Here is a 20,541-nt window from a genome sequence, read left to right as displayed (position 1 = left end):
GTTCAAGCGGTTGAAGTTCATAACATTCATGGGGGGATTGACGGAATGAAATTTGCTTTACGGATAAAAAAAGCTTTTGCAATCTTGATGGTTATCGCTCTTGTATGCTCGGGCTTTGGCATAAACCTGCCCAGAGTCAGCGCGGAAACGACAAAGGTTGTGCTGGTTGGTGACCTGCAGAGTAAGTTCACAGGGCTGGATCCTGCTGAAACGGCGGACTGGAACGAGAAATCGACCGTAACCCAAATGACTTACAGGGGGGAGGGTCTGTACACCTTCACCGGCATGCTGCCGCAGGGGACCTATCAATATAAAGTGGCCCTTAACGGTGCGTGGACGGAGAACTACGGATATGGCAGCTATACTGATCCTGACGGGACAGATGCGGGCGGCAACATTCAGATTACATTAAGTGAGGAGACAAGTGTAACCTTTTATTATAATGACATTACCAAAGCGGTTGCAGATTCCACGTATTATTCACCGGTGCCTGCGAACCGTTTACCCCGGGTGACCGGCAGTCTGCAGACTGCGCTTGGAGATGAGCAGAATGACTCCCCGGCAGATGCCCGAACGCTGCTAACCGATCCTGACTTCGACGGGGTCTATGAGCAGACGGCCTTACTTCCTGCCGGCAGTTATACCTACCAGATTTATCTTCCGGGCGCTGATCCATCGGGTGGAGTCTCCTATCCGGATACGGCGCAGGAGCTTAAGCTTCCCTCCGAATTACCTGTAACATTCAAGTATAAAACGCAGGACAACAGTGTGTCTGCCCATTTCACGGTTCCTGCTGAACCGGGAACGGCCGTGCCTGTTCCTGCCGGACATATAAGAGTGCATTACCACCGTGCTGCCGGTGATTATGCCGGTCAGGCGTTATGGACATGGGGCGATGTTGTATCGCCGTCCGTGAATTGGCCTAAGGATGCCGTTCCTTTCCCTGATGGACAAACTGATGCCTACGGCGCTTATGTCGATCTGCCTGTGAAGGATGGGGCGAAGACGATCTCGTTCCTCGTGGTAAACCGGACTACCGGGGTTAAGGAAATGGAGGACGGGGACAAGACCTTCATCATCAGTACCCCGCAGACCGATGAAGTCTGGATCACAGAAGGGTCGAATAAAGTAACCCCTTATGAACCGGTAGCTCTTCCGGCGAATACAGTGCGGATTCATTACATGCGTTCCGACAACAATCAGAGCCAATACGGCCTGTGGCTGTGGGATGATGTGGTGACGCCGTCTAATGTGTGGCCCAAAGACGCAACTCCTTTTGTACCGGAGAACAGGGATTCCTTCGGAGCCTATGCGGATATTCCGCTGAAGGAGAATGCCAAGACTATCAGTTTCATCGTTATGAAGCCTGCAAACGGAGACAAAGACGGTCCGGCGGGCAATGAGAACAAAAGCTTCGCTTTTCTCGACCGTTACAATCAGCTGTGGGTGAAGGAAAATGACCCGAATGTTTATACTTCACCTTTTGGCGAGACGCCGGTTGGGCTGTTATCTGCAGATATATTGTCCGCAAGCAAACTATGGCTCGGGTTTACGTTAACGGACGGGCTCACGGCGGATGCTTTAAAAACAGCCATATCCATAAAGGACTCGGAAGGAGCCTCTGTTCCTGTTACAGGTGTGGCGGTTACCGGCGCAACTTCGGTTGAAGTGACTACCGGTGCATTTGATCTGAAGAAAATCCCGCTGAGTGTCACGTATGCAGGTAAAACTGTATCCGCTTCCACCGGCTGGAGAATGATGGATGAGCTATACAATTACACAGGTGACGATCTCGGGGCCACGTACCATAAGGCCGGCAAGTCGGCAACGCTGAAGCTTTGGGCACCGAAAGCGAGCTCAGTGACTGCGGTGGTCTACGATAAAGCTGACGCTAATCTCACTGTAGGCCGCGCCGGGCTGACTCTGGGTGACAAAGGAGTCTGGACGGCGGAGCTGACTCCGGCTGATCTGACCGGTGCACCCGGCGCAGAGGATGTCAGAGACTTCTACTACCAGTATGAAGTGACCAATGAGGGAGTAACTAAGCAGGTGCTTGATCCCTATGCCAAATCCATGGCTGTATTCACCGTGAATACGGCGGGAGAGGCAGGTGCAGGCGGTGATACGGTGGGCAAGGCAGCCATTGTGGATTTAAGCGCTACGGATCCCGAGGGCTTCCAGGCTGCAGACATTGCCGGCTATGAGGACCGTGAAGACGCCATTATCTATGAGGCGCATATCAGGGACTTCACCTCCGATCCGGCAATCCAGTCGAGTCTCGGCGGGGAACGCTGGGGGTCTTATGCGGCTTTTGAGTCGAAGCTGGATTATATCAAATCACTGGGTGTCACCCACATTCAACTGCTTCCGGTGATGGCCTGGTATTACGGGGACGAGACCGGGATGGAAGACAGGGAGCTGGACTATTCAGCTCAAGGCAATGAGTATAACTGGGGTTATGACCCACACAGCTATTTCTCTCCGGACGGGGCGTATTCCCGCAATCCGGCAGATCCGGAAGAGCGGATTAAAGAGCTGAAAGGCTTGATCGATGCGGTACACGAAGCCGGGATGGGCGTAATTCTTGATGTTGTATACACCCATATGGCCAAAAAAGAATTCCTGAACGATATCGTGCCTAATTATTATGCCTTCCAGGACCCGGCGGGCAACTTCATCGGCGGCTTCGGCAACAATCTGGCAACCAGCCATAAGATGGCCGAGAAGCTGATGGTCGATTCCGTAAAATACTGGTTCCAGGAGTACAAAATCGACGGGATGCGGTGGGACATGATGGGCGATGCCACAGCAGATGCGGTACAGGCTGCTTATGACGCAGCGGCTGCCATTAATCCTAAGGCGCTGTTCATCGGGGAGGGCTGGATTACCTTCGGGGGCGAGGCTTCTGATCCATCCCTCAAAGGCAAGGCTGCTGATCAGAAATGGATGGATAAGACGGACAGTGTCGGCGTATTCTCCGATGAATTCCGCAATGAGCTGAAATCCGGATACGGCTCCGAAGGAGATCCGCGGTTCATTACGGGCGGAGCACGCCCCTTGACGACGATCTTGAACAATATCAAAGCGCAGCCTTCCAATATTCCGGCAGATGATCCGGGAGATATCGTGCAATACATTGAAGCGCATGATAATCTGACGCTCCATGATGTCATTGCCCTGGCCCTTCATAAGAATCCGCAGAACGCGGCGAATGAGCTGGAGATCCAGAAACGGATCAGGCTTGGGAATATGCTGCTGCTGACTTCGCAGGGTACCGCATTCCTGCAGGCGGGTCAGGAGTACGGGCGTACCAAGCAATGGATGGCTGAAGGGATTCCCGAGCAGAAATATACCGAAGTCCGCGATGCGGCAGATCAATCGGTCAGTTATTTCATCAACGATTCATACGATTCGTCGGATGCGGTCAATGCTTTCGACTGGGCCGCAGCAACGGATGAAGTGAACTTTCCGGTGCAGAATGCGACCAGAGAATATACGGCCGGGCTGATTAAGCTCAGAAAGTCTACCAACGCTTTCCGGCTGGGCGACATCAGTCTCGTGAATTCCAATGTCAAGCTTATCGAAGCGCCTGAAATGCAGAAGGATGATCTGGTGATCGGTTATACAAGCAAGGCAACGGATGGAACCGGGATCTATTATGTCTTCATGAACGGTGACAGCAAGACAAGAACACTTTCTTTGCCGGAGAATTTGAGTGATGGTACTGTGCTTGCCGACAATGACGAAGCCGGCACTGAAGCTATTTCTGCCGCGGACCAGAGCGGATTCAGCCTGACTGCGGATTCCATCACCCTCGACCCGCTCACATCTGTAATTATCCGCAAGGATGCAGCCGCAGCAGTAGTGTCTCTGCTGGAGACTGACCAGGCCAGCTATACGTTGAAGGAAGGGGCCGCGCATCAGACTGTGGTCACGGCCAAATATGCGGACGGCACTTCAAGCAAAATGACTGCCAAAGCACTGTATGTATCCGATAAACCGGAAGTAGCCACAGTGACAAGCAAAGGACTGGTGAAGGGGATTAAGGCTGGAACAGCGATCCTTACCATTACCTATGGCGGCGTGTCCGCGAATGTGACCGTAGAAGTAACCAGCCCGCCGGTGGAAACCAAACGGTATGTGCAGTTCACTTACACCCGGGAAGACAGGAATTATAAGGATTGGAGTGTATGGCTGTGGTATACCGGGGCAACAGACGGTGAGGTGAAGCTCCCCGAGCCTGCAGGAGATTCAGCAAGCACGACGGTTCTGATTGAAGTAGGCAAAGACGCAACCCAGGTAGGCTTTGTGCTCATTAAAGGCCTGGATTGGTCTGACAACAAACAGGATATAGCGGATGACCGCTATATTGTTCTGACTCCCGGTGAGGCCTTTACCAAAGTCCGTGTAACCAGCATGGTCAAAGAGCTTGAAATCACCCCGGGCATCAGCGGTCCGCTGATGCAGGATGAAGCCATAACCTTCCTGTACCGTGATGACGAGCTGTTCCGCGGCGGCGATGTGTCTGCGATAACAGACATTAAAGTGAAGGTGAACGGCAAAGAATATCCGATGGAGTATGATCCGGCCAAGGAATGGTTCAGCTACCGGCTGAGCGGTCTGGAGGAAGGCATTTATAAGTATACCTTCATCGTGACCAAGGACGGAGTGACCCGCGAGTTCACCGACCCGCACAACACGTTGGGCGGAGAATCTTCCCTGTACTATCACAAACCGGAGGTTAACATTACGGCAACGGTGAATCCGACGGCTGTAACCTCCAATGAGAATGCTGTAGTAACGGTGAAGGCTGTCTCCACAGAGGAAGTGTCCTATAAGGACGCTTATCTGGATCTTACCGCTCTGGGAGGACCAGCCAAGGTCAAATTCGATACAGAGCTTATGCAGCAGACCATAGCAGTGAAGGATAACGTGCCGGCGGGTATCAAAAGCATTCCAATCGTCCTTGTAGACCAGTATGGCAATCTGCACAGACAGTCTGCTGAAATCGAGGTGAAAGCCAGAACCTACAGCGGTTCCAAGCTTGATTTCGACTGGGATGAGGCGCGGATCTATTTCGCACTGACCGACCGCTTCAAGGACGGTGACCCTGACAACAATGAGAATGTGGACAAGGCACATCTTGAAGCCTATCATGGCGGCGATTTCAGGGGGATGATCGGCAAGCTTGATTATCTGCAGGAGCTGGGCATCAACACGCTCTGGATCACGCCGGTTGTAGACAATATTGATTTCAACCAGGGGTTAAGCTTTGGCGGCAAACAATATGCTTATCACGGGTATTGGGCCAAGGATTTCACTAAGCTTGATGAGCATCTTGGGGACATGGAGACCTTCAAGGAGCTGATCGAGAAGGCGCATGACAAGGGCATCAAGATTATGGTCGATGTAGTGCTTAATCATACAGGCTACGGTTTGAAGGAGGATGACGTCAATCCGCAGGTGGCTGCAGAGGACAAAGCGCGTTTTGCGGGAATGCTGCGTACGGACGGCGTTCAAGCCGATACGGATGTCATCAAAGGCGAGCTCAGCGGATTGCCGGACTTCAAGACGGAAGATCCTGCGGTACGCAAGCAGATCATTGCCTGGCAGACAGGCTGGCTGGATAATGCCCGGACAGAGCGGGGAGATACAATCGACTATTTCCGCGTTGATACGGTCAAACATGTGGAGAGCGCAACCTGGAAAGCATTTAAAAATGCGCTGACGGCTATAGATCCGGGCTTCAAAATGGTCGGCGAATACTTCGGCGGAACCGCCGATAATGACGGCGGCATGCTGCAGAGCGGGCAAATGGACGGTTTGCTTGATTTTAGCTTTAATGATCAGGCCAAGCTGTTCGCAGACGGCACCATTAATGCTGTGGATGCTTATCTGCAGGAGCGCGAAGCGAAGATCAGCAATACCGGGGTGATGGCACAATTCCTCAGCAGCCACGATGAGGATGGTTTCCTCTCGGACTACGTTGACAGGGACAAGGGTAAGCTCAAGATCGCTGCCGCGCTGCAGATCACGGCCAAGGGCCAGCCGGTGATTTACTATGGGGAAGAGCTGGGCCGGTCCGGTAAAAATGCCGGGGATATGGCAAGCGGCGAGTTCAGCGAGAACCGGGGCGATATGCCTTGGGATCAGCTTACTGCAGAGCAGGGACTTCATGATCATTATCAGAAGCTGCTGAACATTAGGGCGGAATATTCGCAGCTATATGCCAAAGGTATCCGCACCAGGCTTGCGGGCTCCGATGATCTGGGATATCTGGCCTTCAACAAGCAATACGGGAACGATAACGTGGTTACGGTAATCAACACGAAGAAGGAAGGTCTGAGTGCAGAAATTCCCGTGCCTTTTGCGGCCTTGTCTTCTGTAAGAGATGAGTACAGCGGCAAACTATATACGGTATCGGCTGACCGGAAGATTACGATTGATCTGCCGGGCAGAGATGACGGGGGGACGGTGATTCTGGCGGCGGAGACAGTTGTAGTACCGCCAACACCAACACCAACACCAACACCAACACCAGCGGCAGAATCCGAAACTAGTTCCGTTGTAAAGCCAACGGTAAAGCCAACACCAACGCCAGGGCCAACGGCAGTTCCGGCAGGTACACAGATTATAAGTGAGCAGGATCTTCGAAATGGCAAGGATGGCAGAGTAGAACTCAGTCTGGATCAGGGCAAGACTTCCGTGCTGCTGCCGGTCCAGGCAGCTAAGCTGCTAGGGAATAACGGGCTGGTTATTCACTCGGAGGGGCTGTCCGTTACAATCCCAAATGCTGTGCTGGCTGATATTCAGGCCATGGTTACAGGTGCGGATGCGGGCAATTCACATATCCTGCTGGAGCTGACTCCGCTTAGCGAAGCTGCAGCGCAGGATGCAGTCAAGAGATTCAGTAAGGAGAACACGGCTGCTACTGCTGTTTCCGGGGTATACGACCTTAAACTGCAGATTATCAAAAAAGACGGGACCAGCCTGCCTGTTACAACGTTCAAGCAGCCGGTTACTTTGACGCTTAAGCTTCAGGGCAACCCGGTTAAGGAATGGACAGGTGTGTTCTATCTGGGAGATAACGGTGAGCCGAAGTATATTGGGAGCGCAGCGCAAGCGGATGGTTCACTTACTGCTGCAGTTACACATTTCAGCAAGTATGCAGCACTTCAGATAAATACAGTGTTCAAGGATGTGCCTGATACCCACTGGGCTTCTGCTGCCATTAAATCACTTGCAGCCAAACAGGTGGCAACAGGAGTATCGGCTGCTGAATTTGAACCTGCAAGAAACGTGACACGTGCGGAGTTTACAGCATTGCTGATGCGTGCACTCGGACTGTCAGGGGAAGGGAGAGTGTTATTCGCTGATGTCCGGGCGGATGCCTGGTACTCCTCTTATGTAGCCGCTGCCGTCAAATCAGGCATTGTTAACGGGCGCAGCAGCACTGCCTTTGCCCCGGATGCTACAATCAGCCGTGAGGAAATGGCGGTGATGATTATCCGTGCTCTGGAGTTCAAACAGGGCAAGGTTCTGGCTTCCTCAACAGGCCCGATCTTATTCGCGGATGCCTCCAGTATCAGTGAATGGGCACATGCTTATGTGAATGCTGCCGTAGAGCTTAAACTTGTGCAAGGCAGAGACCATCATCTCTTTGCGCCGCAAGGACAGTTAACCCGTGCAGAGAGTGCGCAGGTGATTTACAAGCTGCTCGGCAAATAGCACGCGCAACGAATCAGATCAGAACATAAACAGGGTATTCCGCAAGCCATAACGGCTGCGGAATACCCTGTTTGCTTTGCCTGGAATATAACTCAATCCAATGAATGGAGCACCTGAGACGGAGGCTAGGCCATATTAGCCTGCAGTACTGCATAACCGTAAGCCGGAAGCTTGAGCGACAGCTTGCCGCGTTCCGCACGGAGCGGTTCGCCGGTGAACAGGTTCTTCCAGGAGCGTTCCTGTACGTCTGCCCGGAAGGTCTGCGCGGTCTCCTCAGTATTGATCAGCACGAGAATAAGATCATCGCCCAGGCTGCGTTCATAAGCCAGCTTGGTGCCCCCGGGTCCGGCTTCCAGGAACGTGAAGCTTCCTGTGCGCAGTGCCGGATGGCTGCTGCGGATCTCGATCAGCTTGCGGTAATAATTGAACAGGCTGCGGTCCTGCATCGCCGGATTCCACTCCATGCACTTGCGGCAGTCCGGATCGCCTTCACCATCCATGCCGATCTCATCCCCGTAATAAATGCAGGGAGTGCCCATGAAGGTGAACTGGAACAGCGCGGCCAGCTTCAGCTTATTCTTGTCCCCGTCCGCAAGCGTCAGCAAACGGGGGGTGTCGTGGCTGTCCAGCAGGTTGAAGGCAACCTCGCTGGCCTGCAGCGGGTAGCGCGACAGCTGTTTGCCGATGGAGTTGGCGAAGCCTTCCGCATCGAGTTTGCCATATACGAAGAAGTCGAGCACCGCATCCGTGAACGGGTAGTTCATCACTGCATCGAACTTGTCTCCCTCCAGCCATGGCGCGGATTCATGCCAGATCTCACCGAGAATATAAGCCTCGGGATTCGCGCGCTTCACCACCTTGCGGAAGTCGCGCCAGAATTCATGATCCACCTCGTTGGCCACATCCAGGCGCCAGCCGTCGATGCCGACCTCCCGGATCCAATACTCAGCAACTTTCAGCAAATATTCCTTAACCTCAGGATTCTCCGTATTCAGCTTCGGCATCAGCGGCTCAAAGGCAAAAGCGTCATAATTCGGAATGTTATCCACTACCTGAAGCGGGAACTCACGGACATGGAACCAGTCTTTATATGCGGAGGCTTCCCCTTTCTCCAGCACATCCACGAACGGGGCGAAGGTACGTCCGGCATGATTGAATACAGCGTCAAGCAGCACACGGATACCGCGTTCATGGCAGGCGTCGACCAGCCTTTTCAGCGTCTTCACATCCCCGAAATGCGGATCAACCTGCATGTAGTCTTCCGTATCATATTTATGGTTGGTGGTGGCTGTGAAGACCGGAGTGAAATAGATGCCCGTGATACCCAGCTCAGTAAGATGATCCAGATGGTCGATAACCCCCTGCAGATCACCGCCGAAGAAGTTGTCAGGCTTAGGTGTGCCGCCCCATGGCTGTACATTGTCCGGATTCAGACTGGAATCGCCGTTCGCGAAGCGTTCAGGGAAGATCTGATAGAAGACAGCATCCTTCACCCACGCCGGAGGAATGAAGACGTCACCGCGGTTGATATAAGGGAATTCAAACAGACGGTTTGGATTGGCGGGACGTTCGGTTTGGAAATCGCTTTCGGTCATCCAGATGCGCTCATGGCCCTTTTGCAGCAGGAAGCCGTACTTCAACCGGCGGTAAAGGGGGACGGACTCGCACTCCCAGTAATCGAACATCGCATCCGAAGTGAAAAGAGTCATAGGAATCAACTCCTTGGTGTTGTCCCAGGCGTACTTGTCTCCGGCCCAGGCGAATACCTCGGTTAAATCCCCTTTCTTGGCACGCAGACGCAGGTGGATCGTTTCATGATCGTAGGCATAAGACCAATTGAGGCGCGGACGATGATACACAGCTTCTAACAACATACTAATTCCTCCTAAGGTTTAGTGAACCAAACACCCCTGAATGACACCGGGCAAACCAGCGCTGGCTCCGGAAGCAAGCATTTTACAAACACAGTCCTATATCTGGCAAGTGCATGATTAGCACAGCAGCTGTGCCACAATCGCACTAATCATTCAGATTCTGCGCATACCAAACAGGCACAACCGGCGCCGGGCAGCTTGTCCGAGGTTGTACCCAATTGAAGTAACATTGCCTTTGAATTATGTGAAGAACAGGGGCGTTCTTAATGTTTTGGATTATAGCATGGAATAAATTGAGGTTCAATATGTTTGTACAAACATTTGCACAAATACCGACAGGCAGGAAACCGATTTCCAAAGCCTGAAAAATGAGATTATATGGAAATTAAATTACATAATTCGCTAAAATACAGCAAAAAATGCGGATTATAAATTTTATCAATAAGATATATAGAGATATTTGAAGAAATCCTGTGAAATTAGAAGGAAATAACAAATAATGTACAGGAAATCATTGAATTTGCTTAAATACACTCTGTGCAAACGTTTTAACAATCTTGCCTGCTGATGTATTATGAATTCAGGAATGAAGCGCTTTCTAAAACTTGGCGGAGCACATAAGGAAGGGTCAATCTGCAAAACCTGAATTTTTTTTGAGTCTTCTGAAATCGTTTGCGCAAAGTCGGAGGCATCATGTTCAAATCAAGTGATATACAAATCGGGAGGGGTTAAAAGCAATGAATTTGAAAAAACTCATGGTTCTCACCGCATCGTTCTCTATGGCAATGTCGATTACGGCGTGCGGCTCAAACAACAATAACGGGGGAAATGCAGCAGCAACCAATGCTCCTGCGAATAACGCAGCAGCAACAGACAACGCTGGCACGAACGGCGGGAATGCTCCGGCAACAGATGAGATTGTGCCTGAAGACGGCGCATCTCTGGTGATCTGGGAGAGTAAAGAAGAAAGAGCGTTTGCTGAAGAGATCGCCAAGCAGTTCACCGCACAGTACAACGTTCCCATCAAAATTGAAGAGGTAGCACCGCCCGATCAGGTCGGCAAGCTGACACAAGATGGCCCGTCAGGTCTGGCTGCAGACGTTGTCCTCATTCCTCACGATAATCTGGGTAAGGCTGCAAGCGCGAGCCTGCTGCTTCCAAACGATATTTTCGGTGAGCAGACCAAAGCTGAGAACACAGAAGCATCCATCGTAGGTTCGTCCTATGAGGGTGAACTGTACGGTTATCCGAGAGCGGCAGAAACCTATGCGCTGTTCTACAACAAATCCCTGGTCAAGGAAGCACCTAAATCCTTCGATGATGTAATTGCCTTCAGCAAAACGTTCACTGATAAAGCCAAGAACAGATACGGAATTATGTGGGAAGTCGGCAACATGTACTTCAACTATCCGTTCATCGCTACAACCGGCGGTTACCTGTTCGGCAAAGACGGCACGGACAAAGACGATATCGGTCTGAACAATGAAGGCGCAATCAAAGGTCTGAGTGAATTTGTAAAGCTGAAAGAAATATTGCCGATTAAGAGCGGCGACATTAACCCGGACATCAAGCGCAGCTTGTTCAACACTGGCGATGTGGCCATGGATATTACTGGACCTTGGGAGCTTGCCGGTTATAAAGAAGCTCTGGGCGACAACCTCGGAATTGCTCCGATTCCTACTATTGACGGCAAAACAGCGATTACGTTCTCCGGAATCAAAATTTTCGCAGTCAACGCCTACACACAGTATCCGAATGCTGCTAAATTGTATGCACGCTTTGCTTCCGGCAAAGATGCGCAGCTGACGCTCAACAAACTGATCGGTTCCGTGCCTACGAATAACGAAGCACTGCAGGATGCACAAATCACTAGCGATCCGTATGTATCCGCTTTTGCTGAACAAGCCAAGAACTCCCAGCCGATGCCTTCGATTCCTGAAATGGGTAACGTATGGAGCCCCGTAAATGCAGCGCTCCCGGCAATCTGGGATAACAACACTGATCCTAAGGCAGCTATGGACAAAGCAGTAGAACAAATCAAGGATTTGAATAACGGGGCATCTGCCCAGTAAAATCAGCTCTCCGGCAGTGTAATCATCAGCTGCCCTTGAGGCAACAAACAACCATCAGCACACAGTGGAATCAAATCGCCCGCCGCATAGCTCGCGGCGGGCAGTTTCCTGAATTCCGCGCGGAGAGGAGAACGGAAGGGAAATGCAGCGATACAAAGCTAGAGCCGCAGTACTGTCGGCCATTTTTATGGGATTGGGACAAATATATAACCGCCAATTCATCAAAGGGCTTATTTTCATAGCTGTAGAAGCAGCCGCACTATTCTATTTCATTACCAATTTGGGCAGGGCCTTCTGGGGCATCACCACACTCGGGGAATCTCCAAGCCGCCTTGAGAAGGTTAAGGGCATCGCCAAAATGGTTCCCGGTGACCATTCCATCGTTATTCTGATTGAAAGCCTGATTACCCTGCTGTTCTTTGTGTTATTCCTGATTGTCTGGTACATGAATATTAGGGATGCCCATAAAATCGGAGCAGAACGCGAAACCGGTCGTCCATCGAATACATTCAAGCAATCCGTACGCTATATTCTGGATTACAAATTTGCCCAGAGCTTTTTGCTGCTTCCGGGTATCGGTATTTTGTTCTTCACCATCATGCCGATTGTTTTTATGATCATGCTGGCCTTCACCAACTATGCCGCACCGGACCACATTCCGCCGGCCAGACTGGTAGACTGGGTAGGCTTTGAAACCTTCCGCAATCTGCTGGTGCTGAAATCCTGGAGCCATACCTTCTATGGAGTACTTACCTGGACTATTATCTGGGCGGTTCTATCGACTATAACTACTTATTTCGGCGGGATGCTCGTTGCCCTGCTGATCAACCAAAAAGGGGTCCGCTTCAAAGGCATGTGGAGAATGATTCTGATCATCCCCTATGCCGTGCCGCAGATGATCTCCCTCCTGCTGATGCGCAACCTGTTCAACGGACAGTTTGGTCCGATCAACCAGTATCTCGGCTACTTCGGACTTGGCGGACTGCCATGGCTGACAGATCCGTTCTGGGCAAAGGTCACGGTCATTATTGTCAACATGTGGGTTGGTATTCCGGTATCCATGCTGCTGATTATGGGTGTGCTGACTACGATACCGCGGGATATGTACGAAGCAGCCGAAGTGGACGGGGCTACGAATTATCAGAAGTTCCGGATTGTTACGCTGCCTATGATTCTCTTCTCTACCGCGCCTACACTGATTATGCAGTTTGCCGGCAATATCAATAACTTCAATGCGATCTACCTGCTGACCGCAGGCAACCCGGTCAACGGCAACTATCAGTACGCCGGGTCAACCGACCTGCTCGTAACGTGGCTGTATAAGCTGACGCTGGATCAGAACAAGAATAATATGGCTTCCGCGATAGGGATCATTCTCTTCATCATTGTTGCCGGGTTCTCCCTGTACAATTACCGCCGGACCAAGTCATTCCAAGAGGAGGATATGATTCAATGATCACCTCACGCAAGCTTGCGAGCTTTATTCGTTTGGGCCTCAGCTACATCATTCTGGTTATCCTGGCGATTGCTGCGATCTATCCGGCACTCTGGATTCTTCTGGCATCCTTCCGTCCGGGCAAATCCCTGTACAGCAAAACGCTGATTCCCGACCATTTTACACTGGCTCATTACAAAGAGTTGTTCACTTCACCGGTCTATATGTTCGGAACCTGGTACGCAAATACGCTCAAGATTGCCGTGTTCTCCATGCTGATCGGCGTGGTGCTGACGCTTTTGACCAGTTACGCCTTATCCCGGTTCCGGTTCAAAAGCCGCAAGACGACCATGTCAACCCTGCTGATCCTCGGGATGTTCCCGGGCTTCATGAGTATGATTGCAATCTATCTGCTGCTGAAGGAGTTCAATCTGCTGGATACCCATCTGGCATTGATTATCGTGTACGCTGCCGGAGCACCGCTCGGAGGGACCTTGATTGCCAAAGGCTTCCTGGATACGATTCCGCGTTCGCTGGATGAAGCCGCGCGGATTGACGGGGCGAGCAACTTCGGGATTTTCACACGGATTATCCTGCCGCTGTCCCGCCCGATGATCACTTATATGGCACTGACCCAGTTTGTCGGGCCATGGGTGGACTTCATCTTCGCCAAGCTGATTCTGCGGACCAAGGAGAACTGGACCGTCGCGGTCGGAATGTGGGATATGGTCAATACGATGCAGAATTCCAACTTCACGCTGTTCGCAGCGGGTGCAGTATTGATCTCTGTACCGATTATGATTCTGTTCGGCTTCCTGCAGCGCCTGCTTGTTGATGGTCTGACCGCAGGGGCGAGCAAGGGGTAAGCCCTTAAGGAATAAGGATAATAAGAAATGCTGATGTCATTATGAATAACAGGTGCGGCCTTTATGCAGTCAACGAAGGGCTGCACCTGTATTTTTTTATGCGAAAAATAAGGGGAGAGCGTAATGAAACGGCAGCGGAAATTAAACTTCAGATCGGTTGGCGTCAAATTATTTGTGATTCTGTTCTGTACAATTGTGCTATTGTCCTCTGTGCTGGGCTTAACCTCCTATTATGCTGCTAAAAGAATCATTACCAATGAGGTAGCAGCGGCATCCTCACAGTCTATTGTGCAGGCGGCGGACAAGCTGGACTTCCTGTTTGCTGAATATGAAGCGCTTTCAAGACAATTCGCCGTAGACTCTGCACTAAAATCAGATATGGAAACCATCCATAATCCCGGTGCCGGAACGGTAGCCAAGGTGGCAGCTGAAGACCGGATCCGCCGTAAGCTGGATTCCGTCCGGGGCTCCGATGATCGCCTGCTGGGCGTCCGGCTGGTCGCAAGAAGCATGGTGGATGCTGAATCCTACAAATCAACAGGTATCAGCGGCGTGCGCAGTGATGAAGGCGTTCTTGCCCGCATGAAGGAGATCGATAACGGCAAAGGCAATCCCGTCTGGTTCCCCGTACGGGCCAATGGCTTCTTCGACGCTTACAGTGAGTCCTCCATGACAATGGGCCGTCTGCTGCGGAATATCCAGAACCCGGCAGCGGAGTATTATATGCTGATTGAGGTGAAGGGCAAAGCTCTGACCGATGTATTATCCAATCTGCATATCGGACTTGCCGGGGAGATTCGCATCCTTGACAGGGCCGGCAATATTGTGTACGGGGCGGATAACGGGCTGCTCGGACAGCCTTCTTACATACAGGCAGCGGATACCGGGGTTGAAGGGCAGAAGCAATCCTTCACTGCGGCTGATGAGCAGGGCAGCTCACAGCTTGTGGTCTATCAGCCGCTGGTGACAGCTGACTGGACACTGCTGGGTTATGCGCCGGTGAGTGATTTCACTAAATCGGCAGACCGGCTGCTCTATATTACACTGCTGGTTGTGCTGGCTGCGGCTGTGATTGCGCTGGTGATTGGTTATGTGCTGGTGCGGCTGATCGGCCGCCCGCTCGGCAAGCTGGCCCGGCTGATGGAGGAAGGTGAACAGGGGAATCTGCAGGTGCGGACGAACTTCAAGGGCCAGGATGAGATCGGGCGGCTGGGACACAGCTTCAACCGGATGATGGAGCAGATCTCCCGGCTGGCCGGCCAGAGCAGCAGTTCGGCGGCGGCGGTGCTGGCCACGTCCGAGCAATTGGTGCTTGCTTCGGGTGCGACCCGCACTCATGCCAGGGAAGTGGCTGCCGCAACCGGCGAGATCGCCGGCGGGGCAGCCAGCCTGGCGGCAGAAGCGGAGAGCAGCAACCGCAAGGTGGAGCTGATGGGAGACAAGACGGACGAAGTGGCGGGGACGAATGCAGTCATGGCTGATTCCGCAGGAAAGGTCATGACGGTAAGCGGCCAGGGAGCGGAGCTGATGAAGAAGCTGGTGGATCAAAGTGAATCTGCCCTGAAGATGATGAATCTGATTCAGGAGAACTCGGCCATGCTGCGTGACAGCACGGTGCTGATCCGCAGCATTCTCTCCCCGATGATTGCCATGAACAAGCAGACGAATATTCTGGCGCTTAATGCTTCGATTGAAGCTGTACGTGCGGGTGCTGCGGGGAGGGGCTTTAATGTTATTGCCGATGAGATCAGGGGACTCGCTAACCAATCCAGCCAGTCAATTGCGTCTGTCTCCAGAATTACGGAGGAGATCAGCAGCCATATCGAGAACACGGTTAAGGTAGTGAGTGAAGCAGCACCGCTGTTCAGCGGGCAGATAACCTCAGTCCGGGAATCTTCGCTTATCTTTGAAAGTGTGCGGGCGGAGATGGAAGTGTTCAGCGGTTATCTAAGCCAGTCTTCGGCGGCGGTTAAGGAGCTGACCGGTTACCGTCAGCAGCTGGGGCAATCCATGGCGAGCGTAATCTCGGTCGTGCAGCAGACCAGTGCCTCAACGGAGGAGGTGGCTTCGATGTCTTCACAGCAGTTCATAGTGAGCGAGGAGCTGGTGGCTCTGTCCGGCAAGCTGGAGGTGTTAGCGGAGAAGCTGAAGCAGTCGATGGTTTCTTTTCAGGGATGAGCCGGTGTGTAGTTGATAAAGTGAAGTGCTATTGCCAGAACTTACACTTGTCGTTATAGTTGTCTGTAAAAAACCGAAGGTGATGTCATGGATAAGCACTTATTTCTGAATGGCGGGGGCCCGCCGTTTACGCAGGATCTGGCAAGGAAGTATAAAGATATAGCAGGTGAAGGCGCAGGTCCCGTTGTTGTATTATTCGTGGAGCGTGGGGAGAGCTGGGAAGATTACGCGCCGGTCTATACGCGTCCGCTGGCTGATGCAGGGTTAACAGAGTTCCGTTATCTGCCGCTGCCCGCTACACCTGCGGATGTTGTTGTTCAGAGCATAGAGACCTGCTCGGGCATTATCATCGGAGGCGGGGATACGGACCTGTATGCCGATTATATTGTAGATACCGCGATCGGCGGCGCTATTAAACGGAGGTATGAGTCTGGCGTTCCGGTTGCGGGGTTCTCGGCGGGAGCTTTAATCAGCCCTGAACTATGTATTATTTCCGCTAAGGATAATGAGAGCAGGTTGTTTGATCACCGCAAGGGCTTGAATCTGATCCCTGAGCTGCTGCTGTCCGTACATTTTACCCAGTGGGATGACGAAGATCATTTAAGAACCGCCGTCCGTACGTTCGGTGAGCTTCCGAATTACGGGATTGATGAAGAAACAGGGATCTACCTGTTGAACGGAGCGCTGGAAATGGCGGAGGGCGGCGGAGTGTATAGCGTGGTGAATGATATTTTGACTAAAATTCATTGATGATCGAAAGCAAGGGTAGGGATAGACACTTAATATGATCATTGAAAACAAGAGTAGAGCGCTTCGTGCCTTTGCTCTTGTTTTTTCTGCGTTCTTCTTTCTGCTGCAATAGTAAATAAGCGAAAATCCTGCACGAAATACAACATTCCCCTCATCAGATTAGCTTGAATGGAAAAATATTGTATTAAATACAGCATTTCATCTAATCCAATCGAATTAATGAACCAATTCTTGTATTTCATACAACAATACTCCGGACAACCCCAGGTTATATGAACTAAAGTTGTAATACTTACAACATTAACGCGAATAGAGAGTACTGAAAAAAATTTGATTATCTGCGAGGCGGGAGCTCTGAATCTATGTGATCCTCACCTGAAATTCTAATTTACATACAAGAAATGATTAACTTATAAAGCTATTTATTCCAGTATTGGACTTCGGCCAGCTTCTTGTCCTGGCGGAGCTCAAGGGATACACTTGTGCTATGAATACTGGCGAAGGAGGCATGCGGGATGCCGGAGTTGAACGGAAGTCTTTTTCAGCAGGCCTTGCTTGACGGGGATTACAGCCCGCGATTCCTGGCCTACTATTACAAGCAGTGGAGCAACTACACGATGGCCTACCATCAGCATAATTCCACCGAAATTATGTATCTCATCTCAGGCAGCTGTGTGGTCGAGGTGCGGGATGAATCGGGAGGCCATACCCCCTTCCGGCTGAAGCGGGGAGAAATGATTCTCCTGGATGCGGGCGTTCCGCACAGGCTGATCGTCGAAGACGGGTCCTCCTGCCGGATGCTGAATGTGGAGTTCGCATTCACAGAGTACGTCGGTGTAGCCCCCTCGGTAGGCAGGCTGGCCCGGGAGGAGGAGACGCTGGCGGATTTGCTGCAGAGTCCCTTCGATAGTCTGGTGCTGTCAGACCAGGAAGAGGTGTTTCATGTACTAAAGGCATTGGTGCTGGAGCTGGATCAGCAGGGCAAGAGCGGAAACAGTATGGTTCAGCTGCTGTTCTCGGAATTGCTGCTGCGTCTGTCCAGACTGCGGAGGGAATCGCTGCCGGCCAGCCAGCAGCCCTCACAGCTCTATGTACGGCGCGTGGTAGAGTTCCTGCACCAGAACTATGACCGGAGTATTCAAGTCAAGGAAGTTGCGCTCACTGTGAATGTCCACCCGGGTTATCTGCAGCGGATCTTCAGGACACATACCGGCCAGACCTTAACCGATTACTTGAACAGGCTGCGAATGGAGAAGGCCCGGATGCTGCTTGGGCAGAGTGAGATTCCAGTCGCGGAGATTGCCGATTATGTGGGCATTAGCAGCAGGCAGTATTTTCATCTCCTGTTCAAAAAGTATACCGGCTGTACTCCAATCGAATACCGCAACTCGCTGGACCGCCATTCCTGGAGTGAGGAATAGATGGGTTGCTGGATCTAAAGGTGAGAATTGTTGACACAATAACGGCAAAGTGGTCATGATATTGGTTACGCTTCCCGCAGCCTCCTTGCTACAATGGACAGGAACCCACTATTCTTTGCCGGAGGATGATAACGATGTCTTTTAAAGTAACCTTTATCGGGGCGGGCAGTATCGGATTTACACGCGGGCTGCTGCGCGACCTGCTTACAGTACCGGAATTCCGGAATATTGAAGTCTCATTCATGGATATAAACAGCCATAATCTGCAGATGGTCACCGAGCTGTGCCAGCGGGATATTAAGGAGAACGGCCTGGATATTGTGATCGCTCCCACCACGGACCGGAGAGAAGCGCTGAAGGATGCCAGGTACGTATTTTGCACTATCCGCATGGGCGGCCTTGAGGCGTTCGCCACCGATGTGGACATTCCGCTGAAATACGGCGTGGACCAATGCGTAGGTGATACGCTGTGTGCGGGAGGGATCATGTACGGACAGCGCGGCATTGCCGAGATGCTGGAGATCTGCCGGGATATCCGGGAGACGGCTGCGCCGGATGTGCTGCTCCTGAATTACTCGAATCCCATGGCCATGCTCACCTGGGCCTGCAATAAATATGGCGGTGTGCGGACCATCGGACTCTGCCATGGCGTACAGCACGGACATCATCAGATCGCCGAAGTCTACGGGCTGGAGAAGTCGCAGGTGGATATTATCTGCGCCGGAATCAATCACCAGACCTGGTACATCTCTGCGAAGCATGAGGGCAAGGATCTGACGGCCGGGTTGCTGGAGGCCTTCGAGCAGCATCCGGAATTCAGCCGGACCGAGAAGGTGCGGATCGATATGCTCCGCCGCTTCGGCTACTACAGCACGGAGTCGAATGGACATCTGAGCGAATATGTTCCCTGGTACCGCAAACGCAGCGGCGAGATTATGGACTGGATTGATCTGGGCAGCTGGATCAACGGAGAGACAGGCGGATACCTGCGGGTCTGCACAGAAGGCCGCAACTGGTTCGAAACGGACTTCCCGAACTGGATGAAGGAACCGGCTCTGGAGTATACCCGGGAGAACCGTGGCGAGGAGCATGGCTCCTATATAATAGAAGGACTTGAGACGGGCCGCGTGTACAGAGGTCATTTCAATATGGTGAATAACGGGGTCATCTCCAATTTGCCGGACGATGCCATTATTGAAGCTCCGGGGTATGTAGACCGCAACGGTATCTCGATGCCGCTGGTCGGCGACCTGCCGCTGGGCCCGGCGGCTGTCTGCAATGTAAGCATCTCCGTGCAGCGGCTGGCCGTGGAAGCAGCCGTGCATGGCGATGACAAGCTGCTGCGCCAGGCCTTCATGATGGACCCGCTGGTCGGTGCGGTCTGTAATCCGAAAGAGATCTGGCAGATGGTGGATGAGATGCTGGTTGCCGGGGAGCCTTGGCTGCCGCAGTACGGCGCGGCTATAGCTGAAGCGAAGGAACGTCTAGCTTCCGGTAATCTGATCCCGACGAATGCCGGCAACGAAGGCGCTGCCCGGCTGAAGGTGAAGACGGTGGATGAAATGATGCAGGACCGTGAGGCCGCGAACAAAAACGCCGGGGAGTCCGATAAGGGCAAGGATAGAGAGAAGGTGCACTAAATAAGTTAATTCGGCCGGAAGCAGCGCGTTTGCTTCCGGCTTTTTGTTGATGTTCGGGGACGTGAAGGTCACACAAATTAGATTGAAGCCGGAAATGAAAAAAAATAGCGGATGTGGCGAGAGAGGCGAGAGAGGTGGGAGAGACGGGAGAGACGAGAGAGGCGGATGTGGCGGGAGTTGGCGGATGTGGCGCAAGTTGGGGAGTTACTAGTGCAGATGGCGTAGTCGGAATGAAGCGGACTGAGAAGACGCTATTTTGGCCAAAAGCCTCATATTGCCGCTGATTCGGACTGAGATTCCGTTATCTTGTTCAAATGAGCCACAAATGAAGCCTGATCGGTCAATTAACGGAATCTCAGTCCGCTTGGCCTGCGAATCTGCCCAATCTGACGGAATAGCGGAATCTCAGTCCTTTTTACAAGCTAAATGGAGCCGGAGTGAGGTGAACGCGCTGTTGGAACGCTTCATCAACACCCGGATCATCACCGCAGAACGCCTCGCCAACACCCGAATCGTCACCACAGAACGCCCCGCCAACGTCCGAATGTCACCGCAGAACGCCTCACGGAGTCCCAAG

9 protein-coding genes are annotated in these 20,541 nt (G+C 52.2%); 8 read left to right on the top strand and 1 reads right to left on the bottom strand.

The window, feature by feature from the left end; genetic code table 11:
• The first annotated feature begins 45 nt into the window (after nucleotides 1-45).
• Nucleotides 46-7,728 (top strand): pullulanase, encoded by a 7,683-nt coding sequence (locus tag NSQ73_RS22300; RefSeq protein WP_340988219.1) that lies wholly within the window; start codon nucleotides 46-48, stop codon nucleotides 7,726-7,728.
• Nucleotides 7,729-7,853: 125 nt separating this feature from the next.
• On the opposite strand, the gene NSQ73_RS22295 is transcribed toward NSQ73_RS22300, so the two are convergent.
• Nucleotides 7,854-9,602 carry an alpha-glycosidase gene (locus NSQ73_RS22295; protein WP_340988218.1) on the bottom strand — a complete coding sequence of 583 codons (1,749 nt, stop codon included), beginning with the start codon at nucleotides 9,600-9,602 and terminating at the stop codon, nucleotides 7,854-7,856.
• 737 nt (nucleotides 9,603-10,339) lie between these two features.
• Between NSQ73_RS22295 and NSQ73_RS22290 the strand changes: the two genes are divergently transcribed.
• From NSQ73_RS22290 to NSQ73_RS22260, 7 genes are all read left to right on the top strand, one after another.
• On the top strand, nucleotides 10,340-11,674 hold the full coding sequence (locus tag NSQ73_RS22290) for a sugar ABC transporter substrate-binding protein (protein ID WP_171717990.1): 1,335 nt from the start codon (nucleotides 10,340-10,342) through the stop codon (nucleotides 11,672-11,674).
• Between the two features lie 142 nt (nucleotides 11,675-11,816).
• Nucleotides 11,817-13,130 (top strand): carbohydrate ABC transporter permease, encoded by a 1,314-nt coding sequence (locus NSQ73_RS22285; protein ID WP_171717989.1) that lies wholly within the window; start codon nucleotides 11,817-11,819, stop codon nucleotides 13,128-13,130.
• Nucleotides 13,127-13,975: a sugar ABC transporter permease gene (locus NSQ73_RS22280; protein ID WP_171717988.1), complete on the top strand. Its 849-nt coding sequence runs from the start codon at nucleotides 13,127-13,129 to the stop codon at nucleotides 13,973-13,975. Before NSQ73_RS22285 ends, NSQ73_RS22280 begins: the two co-directional genes overlap by 4 nt.
• A 123-nt stretch (nucleotides 13,976-14,098) precedes the next feature.
• Complete coding sequence (locus tag NSQ73_RS22275) at nucleotides 14,099-16,153, top strand: methyl-accepting chemotaxis protein (RefSeq protein ID WP_340988217.1); 2,055 nt, start codon at nucleotides 14,099-14,101, stop codon at nucleotides 16,151-16,153.
• A gap of 87 nt (nucleotides 16,154-16,240) precedes the next feature.
• Nucleotides 16,241-16,903, top strand: coding sequence for a Type 1 glutamine amidotransferase-like domain-containing protein (locus NSQ73_RS22270; RefSeq protein WP_340988216.1), 663 nt, complete (start codon nucleotides 16,241-16,243; stop codon nucleotides 16,901-16,903).
• A gap of 524 nt (nucleotides 16,904-17,427) precedes the next feature.
• Complete coding sequence (locus tag NSQ73_RS22265; RefSeq protein WP_340989359.1) at nucleotides 17,428-18,324, top strand: AraC family transcriptional regulator; 897 nt, start codon at nucleotides 17,428-17,430, stop codon at nucleotides 18,322-18,324.
• 134 nt (nucleotides 18,325-18,458) lie between these two features.
• On the top strand, nucleotides 18,459-19,964 hold the full coding sequence (locus tag NSQ73_RS22260) for an alpha-glucosidase/alpha-galactosidase (protein ID WP_340988214.1): 1,506 nt from the start codon (nucleotides 18,459-18,461) through the stop codon (nucleotides 19,962-19,964).
• Nucleotides 19,965-20,541 lie beyond the last annotated feature (577 nt).

Origin of the sequence: Paenibacillus sp. FSL R10-2736, from assembly GCF_038000245.1 — a bacterium.
GTDB lineage: Bacteria > Bacillota > Bacilli > Paenibacillales > Paenibacillaceae > Paenibacillus_AQ > Paenibacillus_AQ phytohabitans.
The sequence above is the reverse complement of the archived record's forward strand: the minus strand, read 5'-3'. Positions and strand labels throughout refer to the sequence as shown.